Origin of the sequence: Synechococcus sp. W55.2, assembly GCF_047461635.1 — a bacterium.
In the GTDB taxonomy this organism is placed as follows: domain Bacteria; phylum Cyanobacteriota; class Cyanobacteriia; order Thermostichales; family Thermostichaceae; genus Thermostichus.
On the sequence record NZ_JANSHM010000002.1, the window covers coordinates 31,843 to 48,358 of the forward strand.

Annotated in this window: 16 protein-coding genes and 1 pseudogene; 5 read left to right on the forward strand and 12 right to left on the reverse strand. The window is 58.5% G+C overall.

What is annotated here, in order from left to right; genetic code table 11:
• Window positions 1-34: 34 nt before the first annotated feature.
• Together NW828_RS00835 and NW828_RS00840 are read right to left on the reverse strand one after the other, a co-directional pair.
• Window positions 35-588 (reverse strand): annotated as a pseudogene (locus NW828_RS00835) (IS5 family transposase); the annotation flags it as partial.
• Between the two features lie 98 nt (window positions 589-686).
• Window positions 687-2,078: a serine/threonine protein kinase gene (locus NW828_RS00840; protein ID WP_414380891.1), complete on the reverse strand. Its 1,392-nt coding sequence runs from the start codon at window positions 2,076-2,078 to the stop codon at window positions 687-689.
• 134 nt (window positions 2,079-2,212) lie between these two features.
• Between NW828_RS00840 and NW828_RS00845 the strand changes: the two genes are divergently transcribed.
• Window positions 2,213-3,784 carry a photosystem II high light acclimation radical SAM protein gene (locus tag NW828_RS00845; RefSeq protein WP_414343837.1) on the forward strand — a complete coding sequence of 524 codons (1,572 nt, stop codon included), beginning with the start codon at window positions 2,213-2,215 and terminating at the stop codon, window positions 3,782-3,784.
• 125 nt (window positions 3,785-3,909) lie between these two features.
• Here NW828_RS00845 and NW828_RS00850 read toward each other — a convergent pair whose 3' ends face one another.
• The 4 genes from NW828_RS00850 to NW828_RS00865 form a co-directional block, all read right to left on the reverse strand.
• Window positions 3,910-4,605, reverse strand: a complete 696-nt coding sequence (locus NW828_RS00850) for a chorismate pyruvate-lyase family protein (RefSeq protein WP_414380892.1) — start codon at window positions 4,603-4,605, stop codon at window positions 3,910-3,912.
• 132 nt (window positions 4,606-4,737) lie between these two features.
• A complete protein-coding gene (locus NW828_RS00855; protein ID WP_414330730.1) occupies window positions 4,738-5,241 on the reverse strand; it encodes an AbrB family transcriptional regulator in 504 nt (167 codons plus the stop codon).
• Window positions 5,238-5,687, reverse strand: a complete 450-nt coding sequence (locus NW828_RS00860) for a Fur family transcriptional regulator (RefSeq protein ID WP_414380893.1) — start codon at window positions 5,685-5,687, stop codon at window positions 5,238-5,240. Before NW828_RS00860 ends, NW828_RS00855 begins: the two co-directional genes overlap by 4 nt.
• A 29-nt stretch (window positions 5,688-5,716) precedes the next feature.
• Complete coding sequence (locus tag NW828_RS00865; RefSeq protein WP_011434128.1) at window positions 5,717-6,040, reverse strand: DUF1825 family protein; 324 nt, start codon at window positions 6,038-6,040, stop codon at window positions 5,717-5,719.
• Between the two features lie 150 nt (window positions 6,041-6,190).
• Between NW828_RS00865 and cobT the strand changes: the two genes are divergently transcribed.
• Window positions 6,191-7,318 carry a nicotinate mononucleotide-dependent phosphoribosyltransferase CobT gene (gene cobT / locus NW828_RS00870; RefSeq protein WP_041436788.1) on the forward strand — a complete coding sequence of 376 codons (1,128 nt, stop codon included), beginning with the start codon at window positions 6,191-6,193 and terminating at the stop codon, window positions 7,316-7,318.
• Here the strand turns inward: cobT and clpS are convergent.
• The 3 genes from clpS to NW828_RS00885 all read right to left on the reverse strand — a co-directional run bounded on the left by clpS (window position 7,267) and on the right by NW828_RS00885 (window position 10,127).
• Window positions 7,267-7,572, reverse strand: coding sequence for an ATP-dependent Clp protease adapter ClpS (gene clpS, locus NW828_RS00875; RefSeq protein ID WP_011434126.1), 306 nt, complete (start codon window positions 7,570-7,572; stop codon window positions 7,267-7,269). The genes cobT and clpS overlap by 52 nt on opposite strands.
• Before the next feature lie 177 nt (window positions 7,573-7,749).
• On the reverse strand, window positions 7,750-9,591 hold the full coding sequence (locus NW828_RS00880; protein ID WP_414380894.1) for a hypothetical protein: 1,842 nt from the start codon (window positions 9,589-9,591) through the stop codon (window positions 7,750-7,752).
• 140 nt (window positions 9,592-9,731) lie between these two features.
• Window positions 9,732-10,127 carry a hypothetical protein gene (locus NW828_RS00885; RefSeq protein ID WP_011434124.1) on the reverse strand — a complete coding sequence of 132 codons (396 nt, stop codon included), beginning with the start codon at window positions 10,125-10,127 and terminating at the stop codon, window positions 9,732-9,734.
• A gap of 124 nt (window positions 10,128-10,251) precedes the next feature.
• Here NW828_RS00885 and NW828_RS00890 point away from each other — a divergent pair, with 124 nt between their 5' ends.
• From NW828_RS00890 to NW828_RS00900, 3 genes are all read left to right on the forward strand, one after another.
• Window positions 10,252-10,920, forward strand: coding sequence for a RibD family protein (locus NW828_RS00890; protein ID WP_414380895.1), 669 nt, complete (start codon window positions 10,252-10,254; stop codon window positions 10,918-10,920).
• Window positions 10,921-11,539: 619 nt separating this feature from the next.
• Window positions 11,540-11,740: a DUF2811 domain-containing protein gene (locus NW828_RS00895; protein WP_041436785.1), complete on the forward strand. Its 201-nt coding sequence runs from the start codon at window positions 11,540-11,542 to the stop codon at window positions 11,738-11,740.
• Window positions 11,741-11,889: 149 nt separating this feature from the next.
• The gene (locus tag NW828_RS00900; RefSeq protein WP_414380896.1) at window positions 11,890-13,704 is read left to right on the forward strand and encodes a tetratricopeptide repeat protein; all 1,815 of its coding nucleotides are present in this window, start codon (window positions 11,890-11,892) and stop codon (window positions 13,702-13,704) included.
• Here NW828_RS00900 and rpaB read toward each other — a convergent pair.
• From rpaB to deoC, 3 genes are all read right to left on the reverse strand, one after another.
• Window positions 13,677-14,417, reverse strand: a complete 741-nt coding sequence (gene rpaB, locus NW828_RS00905) for a response regulator transcription factor RpaB (RefSeq protein ID WP_414329445.1) — start codon at window positions 14,415-14,417, stop codon at window positions 13,677-13,679. The two genes, NW828_RS00900 and rpaB, sit on opposite strands and share 28 nt — an antisense overlap.
• Window positions 14,418-14,880: 463 nt before the next feature.
• Window positions 14,881-15,738: a DNA repair protein RecO gene (gene recO, locus NW828_RS00910; protein WP_414380897.1), complete on the reverse strand. Its 858-nt coding sequence runs from the start codon at window positions 15,736-15,738 to the stop codon at window positions 14,881-14,883.
• A complete protein-coding gene (gene deoC / locus NW828_RS00915; protein ID WP_414380898.1) occupies window positions 15,735-16,430 on the reverse strand; it encodes a deoxyribose-phosphate aldolase in 696 nt (231 codons plus the stop codon). Before deoC ends, recO begins: the two co-directional genes overlap by 4 nt.
• Between the last annotated feature and the right edge of the window lie 86 nt (window positions 16,431-16,516).

A 16,516-nucleotide genomic window follows, 5' to 3' on the forward strand; every position in this document is an offset into this window, starting at 1 on the left:
TAGCAATCCGTGTTAAATCGCAAAAAAATCTTTTATCGACTAAATGCCTCTCCCTGTAAACGTGCCGGTCAAATCTCCCACCACCCTCCTATTCCTCTTAGAAGGAATCAGCACCCGGCCTTCCCTTGTCTATCCTCTCCCTGAATTCCTGAGAATCTTATCCCCTATCACCTTCGTATGCTCTTCTTGCCAACTCTCTGGTAATGCCTCTGCTTGGGTAATATCCTGCTTTGCCCTGCTGTGATTCTAAACACTAACGGCTTCCCCAAACCATCCACACTCACATGGATCTGAGTGCTGTATCCACCTCAACTCCTCCCCAAAGCTTGCTCCCCTTTTTTTGCGGCTGCCCAGGGGTGAGCACGAACGACAGTTGAGTCAAGGATAAGATGCTCTAAGTCAGGGTCTTTCCCAAACTCCCAAGCAACTCCAGCGATGGAATCTCTGGTGTATCATTTTCCATATCTTTTTGGGAGGTAGCGCCACGGGGATCCAGAGCGAGCTATTACAGCAGGCCTTGGATAAACTGTTTGCATCCTGCCTCTTTGCCGATGTGGATCTGGATTCTGTTTTCAGGAAAGCTATAATTTTTTGCTATTTTATTTGCTGTGATCTGCAGCAAGATAACTCATCAGACCTTACCCAAAAACTGTCCTTATCATAACTAAATGCAAAAAACCTAACGACTACACCTTTTGCCGTTCAACTGGGATCTGCAGCCAACGGCTTAGCTCCACGGCCAGCCACTCCAACTCCGGCTCCTGCAGATCTTTTAGCTCGTACTTGTGGTTGCCCGCCCAGATGTTCAACTGTGGGCTTACCTCCACCCGATCCCCATCCGAATCCCGTCGGGTATGGCGTGGGATCAGCTCCAGCCGGTCAATATCCCATCGCCGACTGGGGGGAACATTGCCAAGCCTCAGGCCAAACACCTCGTGAACCAGGCGAATGTATTCTGTGTCGATCTGCAGGTGGACTTTGCCGAATAGGCCGTAGAGGATCCCGCCCACCATCCCCAACCCCGCCGTCCAGAAGGGCAGGGTGAACAGGCCAAACACCAAATTGGCCGGAAAAGGCGCAAGCACAACCGACGTGATCGTGAAAAAGGTGATGAAGGAGTTCCAAGCGATGGCGAAAGGCAGCAACGCCAAAACACCGATTTGCCGGGCCGGGATCACCACCTGAAAGGTCTGTTCGGACTTGTGCAGTTGAATCCGGCTGCCTGCTGGCTGTCGAGTAGGGACTGCTGCTGCGTCTGAGGGAATCAAGGCGGGACGACGATCCAAATGCTCCAGCGCCTCCAGGGCCTGCCGGGCGGAAGCAGGACGATCCGCCACCACAGGTTCCGTCATCCACCGCAGCCAGTCGCGAAAGGGCGGGCTCAGTTGCACCGCTTGCTCGAACACAATCCGGGCTCCCTCCTGGGGCAGATCCGCCGGGTGTTGGCCGGTGAGCAGGTGGATTAGGGTGGCACCTAAGCTGTAGAGATCGGAAGCGGGCACGGTTCTGCCGCCAAATTGCTCTAGGGGCATGTAGCCGTAGCTCCCCACCACGGTGTAGGATCCCTGCTCCCGGGGGGCAGCCGCCTGAACCGAACCAAAGTCCACCAGATACACCTGCTGGTCGGATCCCAAGAGAATGTTGCTGGGCTTGAGATCTCGGTGAATGACGGGGGGATGGAGTTCGTGCAGGTAGACGAGAATGCGCAGCAGCTTTTGCGCCAGATCCCGCACCTCCGGCTCGGCAAAGCGCCGCCCTTGCTCCATCCACTCTTGCAAAGAGGGGGCGTCGATGTAGGTTTGCACCAGGGCCAGGCCCCGTCCTCCTTCTAGGCTGATCTCGAAGTGGTCGCGGTATTGGGGAATGGCTGGATGGGAGAGGGTCTGCAGGATCTGGGCTTCCCGCTCGAACAGCTTCAGGTCGGCCCAATCGAAGTCTGGCCCAAAGAGCAGCAGCTTGATCACCATCTGTTCCGAGGTGAGCAAATCCTGAGCCAGGTAGGTGTGTCTGCCGCTGCGCTTGCTCAATCGCCGCTCTGGCCGATAGCGACTGTGCCAAATTGGACGCTCTGGAGCCATATCCCCTCCTCAGGTCCGACCCTGCTGGTTGCTTCAGCTTTAGCTTATCTTTGTCCCTTTTGGATCCCTGCCGCCGCGCCCCTCAAAAACCGACTAGAGTGAGTGAAGAGATGTGAAGTAAGCTCTCAGGTTGTATGGCCTCGAACCTGAAGATTCAAAAAATCCTCTATGTGCGGCTGCCCTGCAACCCCATCTTTCCCATTGGGGTGGTTTATTTGGCCGATCATGTCCACAAGCTGTTCCCCCAAGTTGAGCAGCGCATTTTCGATATGGGCACCTTCCCGCCCTTGGATTTTCGCCGCCGCATGCTGGAGCAAATTGATCAGTTTCAGCCGGATTTGCTGGTTTTCTCTTGGCGGGATATTCAAGTCTATGCGCCGGTGAACGGGCGGGCCGGCAACCTGTTGCAACACTCTTTTGAGTTTTTCTACGCCCGCAACCCCCTGAAAAAATTGCGGGGATCCCTGAATAGCCTCAGGCTGGTGCTGGCCTACTATGGCGAGATTTGGCGCAACACCCGGCTGGTCTGGCAGGGGATCCGCAGAGCCAGGCGCTACAAACCTCACGCTGAAGCGGTGTTGGGGGGTGGGGCAGTCAGCGTCTTCTACGAACAATTGGGCCGCTACCTGCCCCAAGGCACCATCATCTCGGTGGGGGAAGGAGAAACGCTGCTGGAAAAAGTCATCCAAGGGCAAAGCCTAGCCACAGAGCGCTGCTATCGGGCCAAGCTGGAGCAACCTCGCCCAGGTTTGATCCACGAGCCGCCTCAACCTCTGCAAAAAACCGCCTGTGATTACACCTACATCACCGCCATTTGGCCGGAAATTGACTACTACTTAGAAGGGGGCGACTTTTACATTGGGGTACAAACCAAGCGCGGCTGCCCCCACAACTGCTGCTACTGCATCTACACCGTCATCGAAGGCAAGCAGGTGCGCCTCAACCCTGTGGATGAGGTGATCCGAGAAATGATGCAGTTGTACGAGCGAGGAGTGCGAAACTTTTGGTTTACCGATGCCCAGTTTATCCCTGCCCGCCGCTACATTGAGGATGCGGAGGAATTGCTGCAGAAAATCCTTGATGCCGGCATGACCGATATTCGTTGGGCTGCCTATATTCGGGCCGACAACCTCACCCCAAAGCTGGCCGAGCTCATGGTGAAAACTGGCATGAGCTACTTCGAGATCGGCATCACCAGCGGATCCCAGGAGCTGGTGCGCAAAATGCGCATGGGCTATAACCTGCGCACGGTACTGGAGAGTTGCCGCTACCTCAAACAGGCAGGATTTAACGACCTGGTTTCGGTCAATTACTCCTTTAATGTTATCGACGAGCGACCGGAAACCATTCGGCAAACAGTACGGTACCATCGCGAGCTGGAAGCCATCTTTGGTCGCGACAAAGTTGAGCCGGCCATCTTCTTCATCGGCCTGCAACCCCACACCCACCTGGAAGATTTTGCCCGCAAAATCGGTGTTATCGACGACCGCTTTAACCCCATGCACATGACTCCTTGGACGGCGCGCAAACTGCTCTGGAACCCAGAACCCCTGGGATCCTTTTTTGGGGAAGTGTGTCTGGAAGCCTGGGATCGCAACCCCCATGATTTTGGCCGCGAGGTGATGGATATCCTGGAGCGTCGTCTTGGCCTGGCAGAGTTGGAAGAAGCCCTGAGCGCGCCTCTAACAGGGGTTTACGTGTCTTAGCTCTTGGCCAGGCAGCCTCTCTAACCTTAGGAGGACTATCAGCGCATCTCCGCCAGCGCCCAATCAGATCCGCAGGTGGCAGCCGCCATCACCGCAGCCGTGCGCCGTTGGAGGTCTCCGTCGCGCTAGCGGGACAGGGCCCTTGCGGCCAGCCGTGGAGAAAACACCTCGTAGATGACGGTCAAAGGCTGGCCCCTGTGCAACAAAAGATAATGCCTAGCCCAGAAGGGACCGGGACACTGCAGCAGCCGGGCAACCGGGTCTGCCTCGCCGTGGTAAAGGCCGCGCAGCTCGCGAAAGGTCTCCAGTTTTTCTTGGATCAGATTTTGGCCAATGGGCCGATCGGGATGGGGCAAGTATTGGGCCAAATGTTCAGAGTTCCACCAAGAGGTGGCATAGAGCAAGGGCTGTTGAGAGGTTACTCCGCACAGCCAAACCCGCCGCCGCATCAAAGGGGATCCCAGCCGCCCCAAATCTCTGGCCAGCCGTTGCATAGGCTTGGGGGCAGTGCCCTGCTCTGCCTGTAAATCAACCCGGCCCGTGTCCAGCAGATGAGCCTGAATCGGCTCTTGGATCAAGGCAGCAAGATTACGGGTGGTAAAGCCATCCCCCAAAAGCAGCAAGCGCAGCACGGGATCCACCTGCACCAGCTTAGGCTGTACCGGGTCTGGCTCCCCCTGCCAATGCAGCTGTAGAGGCCACCAATCGCCTTGGCCAGAGGAGACATTGCCCAAAGAGCCATCTGCAGAACGGAGAGCAGCGCTCCAAGGGGATCCGGCAGCGTCGGCATGGCAGGTGGGGGGAGAAGGGGAAAGTTCCAAGGCAGCGGTTCAGTTGTTAAGTTCTGTATCGCCCTTAGTCTAACCCACCCACCGTCTCTGCTCCGAGGACTTTCGTGACATACTCCGGCACTCATGCTGATGCACAGAGGGCGGGGCTTCCCGGCGGTCTAGCTAACTCGTGCCCGGCTGAACGAGCAGTCGCACCACCCAGGGGACGACCACGACGACACTGATCAGGCGTGCCAAGTGCATGACCACCACTGTGCTGGTTTGGGCTCCCATGTCCAGGGCTATCAGGCTCATGTCGGAAATGCCTCCTGGAGCTGTGCCCAAGATGGCAGTCAAGCGCTCGATCCCCAGCCAACGGGAGATCAGGTACCCCGACAAGACCCCCGTGCCCACCGCAATCACTGTACAGAGCAGGGCTGGTCGCCACAGATCTTTCAGGGCCAAAAGCGTATCGGCAGTGAGCTTGGTACCCAAGAGGATGCCCAATACCACCTGCATGGCAAAGCGAATCCCGGCTGGGGGAGCGGGAATCGGGATCGCTCCCCAAACATTCACCAGACCCACCGCCACCATGGAGCCCACCAGCGCTCCTGCCGGAAGCCTCAGCTTGACCCCGATCAGGGCGCCAGCCAGCCCGATCAACACCGTCCAGAGATAGCTCATCATTTGGGCTTGGCCTTGAGAAGAGAGGAACGCTGTGAATCCGGGCTTGGCCCAACTCCTCCACGGCACTGTGCACAGACGCCGTAGAAGTCAAGCACATGGTACTCGATCGCGAATTGGTACTGACTGGAAAGCTGTGCCTCCAAATCTTCCACCGGACAATCGGGCAAAGGCACCACCCGCCGACATTCGGTGCAGATCAGGTGGTGGCGGTTGTGGCCATTGCTGGGCAGAACCTGGTAGTAGGTCTGCTGGTCTCCCAAGTTGACCGCCTGCAGCTTGCCCTCATTGCGCAGAGCATCCAAAACTCGATAAACCGTGGCCAGACCGACGGTGTGGTTGGCATTGCGCAACTCCAGAAAGATCTCTTGCGCCGAAAGGGGCTGCGACTGCTGCTCTAGCACCTCCAGAATCAATTTCTGGTTGCGGGTCTGGCGGGAAGAAGACATGATCCCTTCGTGTAGGTCGTTCTTGGGGGTCAACGCTCAGCGTCTGCCTCAGCTTTCATGCGCTCTAGGGTCTGGTGCATCTGGTCAAACATTTGGGTCAGGGAGAGCCCAAACCCCCCAAGCTGAGTTTGCAGTTGTTTGATGGTCATTTGAGCCATAAAGTCGTCGGAGAGTTCCAGCCGCTTCATGAAAATGCGCTGGCGCTCCAGCAACTCCTCCATCTGTTCGATGAAGATTTTTTTGCCTTCTCGGTCGAATTGGCCGTACCGTTGACCAAGCTGCATCAGGTTTTGGAAATCCTGAAACAGTTGCTTGGCTTCCTCTTGGACGATCTCAGAGTCGAAGAAGCTCATGGCCTTCCGTTTGCCCTGAATAAACTGCATTGGGTATACCCATCCTATCCGAATCCGATTGCCTCAGCAGGAGGCAACCCCTCCTGCGAGTACGGGATCCCGCCCTTCTGGCTCAGGATAGACTCTGGCTTGTTTGCCTCGGTGTCCGGTATGCTTCCGTTTCCTTGCGTTAAGGCTTACACTCAGCCGGCTGTGGCCCGGCGGTGGTGCGAACGGGTGCAGGGATCCCGACCTCTGTTTCTGGCCTGCTTGGGGTTTACCGAAACGGCTCTTGTTCCGGGCATTTCGGCTGCCGGCGCTACCCCCTCCTTGCGTCGCTACACAGCTCTTGCCGATGGCGAAGTGTTGCTGGCGGGCCATTCTCACCGCTTGCCCACCTCTCCGGATGGCTATCCTTCTCCGGTGGTGATCAGCTGCGCCATCCTGAGGGAGTTGGGGATCCCGTGCCGAGTGTTCGATTGTGGCTTGCCGGAACCTTTGCCGGGGGCAGAAATGGTGAGCTCTGGGGGAGTGGCCCGCTGCTTGAGCACAGGACAGGCTCTGTCTTTGGAGCAGGTGGGATCCCTTTGGCAAGAAGGGTACGACCGCGGATCCCGGCTGGAGCAAGGCTACTGTGTGATTGGGGAGTGTGTGGCAGGGGGCACCACCACGGCGCTGGCGGTGTTGTTGGGACTGGGGTGGGCAGCAGAGGGCATGGTAAACAGCAGCCACCCGGTCTGCAACCACGCCCAAAAGCTGGCCTTGGCCCGGCAGGGATTGGCCCGTCTGCCAAGGGGAGCTTCTGCTGCTGAGGTGGTGGCGGCAGTGGGGGATCCCATGCAGCCCTTTGTGGCCGGGTTGGCGATGGGCGCAGCGCAACGGGGAGCGGTGCTGCTGGCAGGGGGAACCCAAATGTTGGCGGTGCTGGCCTTGATGCAGCGCTGGGGGGAAGAGCAGGGGATCCCTTGGCCCCCAGAGAACGTGGTTGTGGGAACCACCCGCTGGGTGGCAGAGGATCCCTCGGGCAATACGGTGGCCTTGGCAGAGTTGTTGGGGGTTGCTCCCCTTTTGGCCACCCAACTGAGCTTTGCCAATAGCCGCTATCTGCCTCTACAGGCTTACGAGCGGGGCTATGTCAAGGAAGGGGTGGGGGCGGGTGGGCTGGCCATTGCCAGCAGCCTTTACGCCGGTTGGGGCCAAGCGGAGCTGTTGGCAGCAGTTGAGCGCAGCTACGAACGCCTGGTGCTTCAGGCCGGCTCCAAGGGGGCCATGGTCAACCCCTCCCGCAGCAATTGCTGATGGTAGAGCTCCGCCTGTTCTTGAGGGCCGACCCAAACAACTGCTTGCCCTTCGGCATCCACCTGCACGGTCAGTTGCCGCGCTAGGGGCAAAGTCATGCCGGGGATGTATTTCAGCAGACATTCCGTAACGTGCTGAAAGGTATTGAAATCGTCATCCAGGACGATCACCTTGAAGTGGGGGTAGGGCTGGCGAACCTGGGTTCTCGAGGGCGAGAACTGCTGAGCAGGTCGAGTTGGAGCTTCCGTAGTCATAGCAGAAGAGATCGACACAACTACCGAGTAACTTGGGTCTCTCAGGGGTGAGAAACCGGTCGCTTCTGATGATCTGTCTCTATCTAGTTTCTAGTCTAATTGGCATCTTGTTGGCAGCTTGTGTCTGTATTCGGATCCCTTGTCGGTCGTTGGCGTCAGCGATAGAGCATGGTTCCTCTAAAGCTCTTCCCGCAGCGGGCGGCGGGGCTTTTGCCCGCCGAAGTGGCGCTCGAAATACAGAGCGGTGGCCCGGTGTAGGATCCCGGCTTGGGCAAGGGCCTGACACAGGGATCCCCCTGGCGGCAGGTGCTTCTGGATCTGTTCGATTTGGGTGGCACTGACCAATCCAGAAGCCTTGAGGTAGTCGGCCACGTGGCGTCCCCCCGCCAGTTGAACAGAGTAGCCCCCTTCGCTGAAAAATTTGACGGTCTCCGGCTTGAGGCCGCTGTGGTGGGCCAGCACATCTGTGAAAGTGCCCCCTTCCTTTTCCCAAGCGTGAATGACGGTTTCGATGCCGGCATTGTCGATCAGGCCAGCCGCCCGCAATTGGGTCAATACCCGCTGTACCCAGGGGGTGGCCCGCTGCAAGGCTTCCAAGTCCTCTTCCCCCAAATACTGCTGCGGGGGCAATTCGCTTTCTGGGGCACTCAGCTCGGCTGCCCAGTCGGCTACGGTCAGGGTCTTGAGATCCTCTGCCTCTGGCCGGGCTTTCTCCGAAGCTGGGGTCGGTGCAGCTGCAGGTGGGGAAGTTCGCCGGGCTTCGGCTACCGCTGCGGCTAGAGCACGGTTTTCCGCTTGAGCCGCCTGCAGTTGGGCCTGGAGCTGGCTCACTTGGGCTTGGGCTTGCTGCAAGCGATCTTGAGTTTCTCGCAGTTGGGCTTGGGTTTCTTGGAGCTGCACTTGCAGGCGGTGGGTGGCCTCGGCAGCTTCTTGGCGAACGTGGGCCAGGTCGGCAGTTAAGCGCTGCTTCGTAGACTGGGCCAGTTGGAGTTGGTGTTGGTGCTCCTGCAGCGACTGGTTCAGGGCAGCCACTTGGGCTTCCATTTGCTGCAGAGCATGACGCAGGTGGGCCTGCTCTTGGAGCTGCTGTGCCTGAGCCTGCTGTATCTTCTGCTGCTCCTGCAGTTGGGATCCCAGCTTTTGCAGCTGGTGTTTGGCCTGAGATTGCCATTCTGTCAACTCGTGGCAGCGGCGCCGCAGGGTCTCCAGCTCTGCTTGGGCGGCTTGCAGTTGCGCGGATCCCTGAGTTTGCTGGGCTTGGAGTTGCTCCTCCAGTTCCCGAATGCGCTGTTGGGCAGCCTTTTGTTGTTCTGTCTCCTGTTGAATTTGGGCTTCCAATTGGGCAATGCGCTGCTGCTGTTCCTGCTGGCGGGCTTGATGGTCGGCAACCTGCTGCAGCGATTGTTCGACCAGGAGCTGTTGCTGCTGCCGCTGCTGCTCCAGTTGCGCTTCTAAGATGGCAATTTGCTCTTGGTAGCGCTCCAGCTGGGCTTTGTACTGCTGGGTAACTCTGTAGGTCTCTTGGGCTACCTGTAGAGGTGAGACGTAAAGAGGGGGCTGATCGGGAATGGTGGACCACTGCTCCACCATCACTTCCCAACTGTTGGCAGCTCCTTTCTGGCGCCGCAGCCGCTGTTGCTTGTCCAAGGCCCATTCCAACCAGTGGGGTTGCACCCAGCCCTGCTGCACCAAGATCTCCCCCAGCTTGCGCTCCGGGTGCTGCCGCTGCTGAATCAGAGCCTGATGGATGTGCTCCAGCTCCAGATACCCATGCAGCATCAAGATCTCGCCGATGCGCACCAGTTCGACCGGAATCAATGGGTAGAGATCTCGGGGGGCAACCCAGCCGTGCTGCATACACAGCTCCCCCAACATCAAGGGGTTGTCGGCCTTTTCCCACATGGCCTGAGCCAGTTGGGCGGGGGTGAGCAGTCCTGCTCGGTTGAGGGCTTCTCCCAAGCGGATCTCAAACTTTTCCTGCTCGATGGCGGTTGGGGTGGGGCTGGTCGGCGGATTCATTGGGCCTCTCGGACGGGAAGAGTAAGTTCTGCTACAACTATCGTAGTGGAAAATCCTTAGAGAAGTAGCATGCTGCAACCGAAACGCATTTTGTCAAGCCGAGGATCCACGGATTTTGCCGGAAGGTCGCTTTTTAAGTCCTAAGAGGGGCGCTGTTCTTGGCTTTGGGCGAACTGTTGCAGCCGCCGCAGCATCAGCAATTGTCCCAAGCCCAAGGGCAGGAGAGAGACGGCCTCTACCCGCAACTGCACCCAGCCGTTCCCCCACAGCCAGTCACAGTAGCCATCGGCTCCTCCCCACATCAGCAGGCGCAGCCGTTCCGGCAGCAGGGTTTCCACCTGGTGCATGATCGAGAGGGGGCCCCATTGGGCCGCAAAGGTGCTGCCCAGCTCCAGCCTTTCGGGAAGGGATCCCTGCAGTTGCTGGGGCCAGATCCACTGCTGCAGCAACCCCACTTCTGTCAGACAGCGCTGCATCGTCGATGCACTGGCCTCGACTTCAACCCGGATGGTGGAGGATTGAAATGTTCCTAACATATCCGTTCCGCATGGGCGAGCTGGTGACCGGCACAACAGTCTGTGCCACGGTTCCCCCGGCGATGCCTGACTCTATTCTGGTCAATTTGTAGGGTTTGCCCACCCTTTCTCAGCAATCTTGTCTTTGAATCGTCCCCATTTGGTAGCTATCTTTGCCCAGAGCTTGGATGGAAAGATCGCAGCCCACCGAGCGCAGAGGCCCTCCTTCAGCAGCCCTGAGGACTATCGGCACTTGGAAACCCAAGCTGCCCAGCAACAGGCTTTGATCATGGGGGCAGCCACTCTGCGGGCCTACGGCACCAGTCTGCGTATTCGGGATCCCGAGTTGATCCAACGCAGAACTGCTCAGGGCCTCTCTCCCCAGCCTCTGACGATCATCTGTTCCGGCAGCGGAGATATTCCTGAGGATTTGCCGTTTTTTCGCCAGCCCCTCACCCGTTGGCTGTGGACAACTCCCAAGGGATCCCGGATTTGGCGGAACCGAACCGGCTTTGAGGACATCTGGGTGGCTGCCGATTGGGATCTGCCGGCACGGCTGGCCCGCCTGCGCAGCTTGGGCATTGAACGGGTGGGGTTGTTGGGCGGGGGGCGGCTTTTGGGGGCATTTCTCCAGGCAGGGGCCTTGGATGAGCTGTGGGTTACCCTCGCTCCGGTGCTGCTGAGTGGATACGCCGATGCCCCTGCCAGCATTGAGGGTTGGCAAGTGCAGGGATCCCCGCCCCAGTTGGAGCTGCTGGAATGCCGCCGTGGCTCCAAGGAGCTGTTTTTGCGCTACCGAGTCGAGTGGCCCTGAGAAATGCTCTATACAAACACAAAAATTTTTGGACAAATTCAGATTTCCCAGAAATCCACAGGTTTTCCCCAGGCTTTCCACAGGCGGGCGGGCCGTTTTCCACAGGGCTTTTTCCTCGGGGGGCGGCATCGGGGGTTTCTGTGGAAAAGTTGAGGTCGGTAAGGTTCAGGCGACTACACCCTGAGAAACGTAACGGGATCGCGCCATTTTTTCCCATCCCATCAAGGCCAATGGCAGGCTTTTGTCCGGTTGGATCCCTGGCTTGGGATTGACATCCCCCATAGGGCAGAGGGCAGAATAGCCCCACCTGAGGGCGAGTGGTGTGGAGATTTTCCCGAGCGCTCTCCTTAGAAAGAAAAGACTTCATCTGTTCTACGGCCCACGACAGGCTTAGGAACAGTTGTGAATGCCCTCCCTCCCATCCGCCGGGATAGGGGCAAGCTATGAACCTATATCGCTTGCTTTTCTTCTTGCGGGCCTGCTGAGGCTCTTGGCCTATCTAGGTTGGGTTTTGATGTTGCGGGTTCGCTCTGTTCGAGCTGCCCAAGTTTTGGCTGTGGCCGCAGGTTTTGCGGGATGCCGTTTTCTCCCCTCTTGACCCCGAGTGAGTGGTTGGACTATGAGTTCTCACAGCGTTAGCATTTTGAGTGAAATTCCCGAGGAGCTGCATGACACCCTCCAAAACTACCTCTCCCGCCATCCCGACTGGGATCAGGATCGGGTGGTGACGGCAGCGCTCTCGTTATTCCTGCTCCAAAGCGGGGAGAGCGACCGGCGGGCGGCACGCATCTACTTGGACAGCCTGTTTCGCCGCAACTGAGCCCCAAGGATGGCCCGTGAAAACCGGGGCAGTGGGAACCTTTTGTGAGCCTGGGTAGGGATCCTGTCCCACCGCTGTCATTTGGACACTGGGGGGAGGGCGCTAAGAAGTGAAAAGGATCTCAAAAGAGGCAAAAAAGAGGCAAAGACGTGCCACGGGGCTTTGGGCGAGGAAAAGACAACCGGCAAGCGGCTGAGTCACAGGATCCAGAGCGGGGATCCGAGATCCCATCCCCAGAGGCGGCTCTGACGTGGGTTCAACGCTACCGACAGGCGGGGGATCTGAAAGCTGCTCTGCACCTCTGCCGGCAGCTTACCCGCGCCCATCCCCATCTGTTCGCCGCTCAGGCGTTGCTGGGATCCCTTTATCTCCAGATGGGGGATCCCCGCCAAGCTTTGACCCCCTTGCAACTGGCTCTGCACCTACGGGGGGATTGGGTACCGGCCTGGCAGGATCTGGGCGATGCCTGGATGCAGCTCGGCAACCCAGAGGAAGCGGCGCGAGCCTACGAACAGGGCCTGGCCTTTGCCCCCGGTGATGGGCAATTGCTTTTCCGATTGGGCAGTTGTTGGCTCACCCTGGGGAAATTGGCCCCAGCGATTGCGGCGCTACGGCAGGCAGCAGCAGCCCAGCCTCCCCAGGTCTATGCCTTGGCAGCTTTGGGGAATGCCCTGATGCTCGATGGCCAAGCTGAGGAAGCGGAAGGCTGGTTTCGCCAAGCTCTCGCCCTTGCACCCCAGGAGGGGCGAATTCTCGTTAACCTCGGCCACTGCCTGCACCTGCAAGATCGCTTGGAGGAGGCCGCCGATTGTCTGCAACGGGCCATCTTGCTGCTGCCGAGGGACGCCCAGCCTCACAACAACCTGGGCACCATCTTGCAGGAACAAAACCGGTTGGAAGCGGCTATTGAGGCTTATCGGCGCAGCTTGCAGTTGGCCCCCCACTGGCCGGAGATCCACTACAACCTGGGCACGGCTTTGCTGACCCTGGGCCGCTACGAGGAGGGGTGGCGAGAATACGAATGGCGGCTGCAGCGACAAGGGGCGACCTACCCGCGCTTTCTTTCCCCTCTGTGGACGGGATCCCCTCTGGGCCGCCAGACCCTGCTGATCTACGCCGAACAAGGGTTGGGGGACACGCTTCAGTTTGTGCGCTACTTGCCGCTGCTGGCCGAGGCCCATCCCCAAGCGCAAATCTGCCTTCGCTGTCAGGGATCCCTCGTGGAGCTGTTCAGAGGGTGCCTGCCCCAGGTGCAGGTGATCTCGGAAACAGATCCCTTGCCCTCTTTTGATTGCCATCTGCCTTTGCTCAGCTTGCCACAGCGGTTGGGTACCACCCTGGAGACGATCCCGGCCCGCATCCCCTATCTTGTCTATCCCGTTCATGCCGGCGGGCCGCAGATCCCTTTGAGCCTCTCCTGGCGGGAAGACTGGCCGGAGCTTTCCCAGGAGCGGATGAAAGTGGGGCTGGTGTGGGCCAGCGGTCGGCGTGCCCATCCTGAGCTCAACCGCGTACAAAGGCTGAAAAGTTGCCCTCTGGATCTGCTGCTCCAGCACTTGCATGTGCCTTCCATCCAGTGGGTTAGCCTGCAGGTGGGGGAAGATCTAAGGCCGCTGGGATCCCTATTGGAGCAGTACCAGGTGGTGGAGCTGGGATCCCGTTTCCGCAGTTTTGTCGATACAGCCGCAGCCGTTGCCCAGTTGGATCTGGTGATCAGCGTTGATACAGCCGTTGCTCATTTGGCCGGGGCGATGGGCAAGCCGGTATGGGTGCTGCTCCCCTTTGCCGCCGATTGGCGCTGGCTCCTCCATCGAGAAGATAGCCCCTGGTACCCCGGGGTAATGCGACTGTTTCGACAAGACACACCGGGAGACTGGGTTGGCGTGTTGAGGCGGGTGCAGGTCGCTCTTGAAGAGAGGTTGCGAGGGATCCCTTCTCAAGACCGTGCCTGTTCCTCCCCCTGAATGATGCGCTGAAATAGATAGCCGGTGCCTCGGGCCGTCAGGATCAGCTCTGGGTTGCTGGGGTCATCTTCCAGCTTGGCCCGCAGCCGCGAGATGTGGACATCCACCACCCGCGTATCCACATGGCGCTCCGGGGTATAGCCCCACACCTCTTGCAAAATCTCGGAGCGGGAAAAAGGCTCCCCCGACCGACTGACCAACAACTCCAGCAGACTAAACTCCATCCCCGTCAGGCGAATGCGCTCGTCCCGTTTGTAGACCTGCCGCTTGTTGGTATCGATGCGGATGTCCCCCACTTGAATCACCCCGGAACTGGGGATCCCATCGTGGGCCGACCGCGCCACCCGTCGCAACACCGACCGAATGCGAGCTTCCAGCTCCTTGGGGGAAAAGGGCTTGACCACATAGTCGTCTGCCCCCAGCTCCAGCCCTGTGATACGGTCGGCTACATCTCCCAGCGCCGTCAGCATGATGATGGGGATGTCCGATTCTTTGCGCAGCTCCTGGCAGACCCCATAGCCATCCAGCTTCGGCATCATCACATCCAGCACCACCAGGTCGGGATCCTGCTTGTGGAAAACCTCCAGCGCCTCCTCGCCGTCCGAAGCTGTGACCACATCGTATCCGATCATGGACAGACGGGTTTCCAAGATGCGTCGAATGCTGGCCTCATCATCGACCACCAGAATCCGTTCCTTACGCTGTGCTTCCACGGTGCTGCAACTCCTGAACTTCTAACGGTACTCGGTAAAAGAGAAATCTGAAAAAGAACTGAGGTGGGCGCTAACTTGAGTTGGGCGGATACAGGAACCTCAGGGGCTGCTCCTCAGTTGGGCAGACTCACCGAGTGAAATTGAACACTCACAAGCAATCATCTGCAATTAACCAAAGCCGCACCCCAGGGATGCAGCTCCGGGAAACAAGCACCAAGCAGAAGGCCCTCTCAGCAGTCGATTCAATCTTGTTAAAAGCTCCAACTTCAATCCCACCTGATTATGCTGTCCAGTACCTGGTGCAAGGCACTCCTCCCCCCAAACCATTGCTCAAACCTGAGAGGCCTTCGTAAGAAGTTACTTTCCATAACCTAATTTATCATCCAAAATCGGCTGCCAACCCGCCTCGATGCTCTATTTTGCGGCTATTGGGCCGGACTTGATACATACCTTCACAACTTTTTCAGACCGATGCCCATTTTCCGGGATGTCCCTCAGGAAAAGCCGGGGATCCTTGACCGTTTGCAGTGGAAACAGCATAGCAACTGGCCAATAGCTCGGCGGAACGGATTTCTCGATCTGTATGATGCTCCAAAACACGCCGTAACAGACGTTCTGCTTCCAGCCAAGCAGCCAAAGGCAGCGAATCCTCAGGCAGAGGCAATGTCGAGTTGGGCAGGGATCCCAAGGCACGTAAGGCAGAAGCGGAGACCCAGGCAATTGGGCTGGGCCGCTGGGCCACCCGGCAGGGATCACAGATCAAGCCACCCCATTGGGGGCTGAAAAAAACGCTGCCGACCAACCCCCCTTGACAGAAGTAGCAGGCTTGTACCTGAGGGGCAAACCCTGCCAACGCCAGGAGGTGATACAACCCGTGGGTGAGCAAGGGCAAAACGGCCCGTTCCGAAGCAGCCCGCTCGATGCGTTCCAAGTGTTCGACCAACACCACAAACAGCTCTTCCTGAGCTTGATCGGGCAAGGCCAACAGCAAGGCCACCTCCGCCAAATACTGCGCTGCTGTGAGATGGGCTAAGCTGCGGCTGAGACGAGGAAAAGTCTGGAGGGTTTCCGCTTGGACAATGCGCTGTAAACGCTGGGAGGTATCTGCTTGGGCAGACCAGCGCCCCCGCACCATCAGCAAGTCGTTGATGACAAAAGGCTCCATCCGCCCTCCCAGCTTGGAAGGCTGCTTACGGGATCCCTTGGCCACCGCCCGGATCAACCCTTGCTCGCGAGTCAAGATGGTTACAATCCGATCCGCCTCTCCCAGGGGGATCCCTTTGAGATTGATGCCCGTAACCCGATAGGTGCGCCCACTCATGGGGTTCCTCTGGCTTTCAGCTCTTGCATCAGCTCCAGCCCCCAAGAGGTGCCGATACGGCTGGCCCCCGCCTGGATCATGGCCTCTGCTTGAGCCACCGTGCGAATGCCGCCCGACGCTTTCACCCCCACTTTGCCGCGGCTGAGTTGCCACAACAGTTGCACATCTGCCAGCGTCGCCCCCCCCATCCAGCCGGTGGAGGTCATCAAAAAAGCCGCCCCCGCATCGATACAAATCTCCCCGGCCAGCTTTTTCTCCTCCTCGGTCAGCAGAGCCGTTTCCAAAATGGCCTTGACGCAAACCCCCGTTTCTTCCACCAGTTGGGCAATCTCGGCATGGAGGCGATCCAGCTCTCCCGCCTTGAGCCAAGCCAAGTTGATGCGGACATCCAGCTCCCGGCACCCCTGCTCCACCGCCAGTTGGGCCTCGTAAAGCTTGGCCTCTGCAGTGGTTGTGCCCAGGGGAAACCCCACCACCGTGCTCACCTTGACCGGGGATCCGTGCAGCCGCTCCACCACCCGCGGCACGTAGCAAGGAGGAACACAAAAAGTGGGGAAGCCATAGCGCAAGGCAATCTCACACCCCTGGTCAATCTGTTCTGGAGTAACCATCGGCAACAGCAGAGTATGGTCGATGTACTCCGCCAAATTGAGCGAGCTATCCGCTATGCCCTTGCGCTCCAGAGAGAGCATTGGTCGATCCCCCAGCACCCATCTTTACTCTAGCTTCAGTTTTCACCTGCAGGGATCCCCAAAGAGGGCTGAGCCTCTGGCCACAG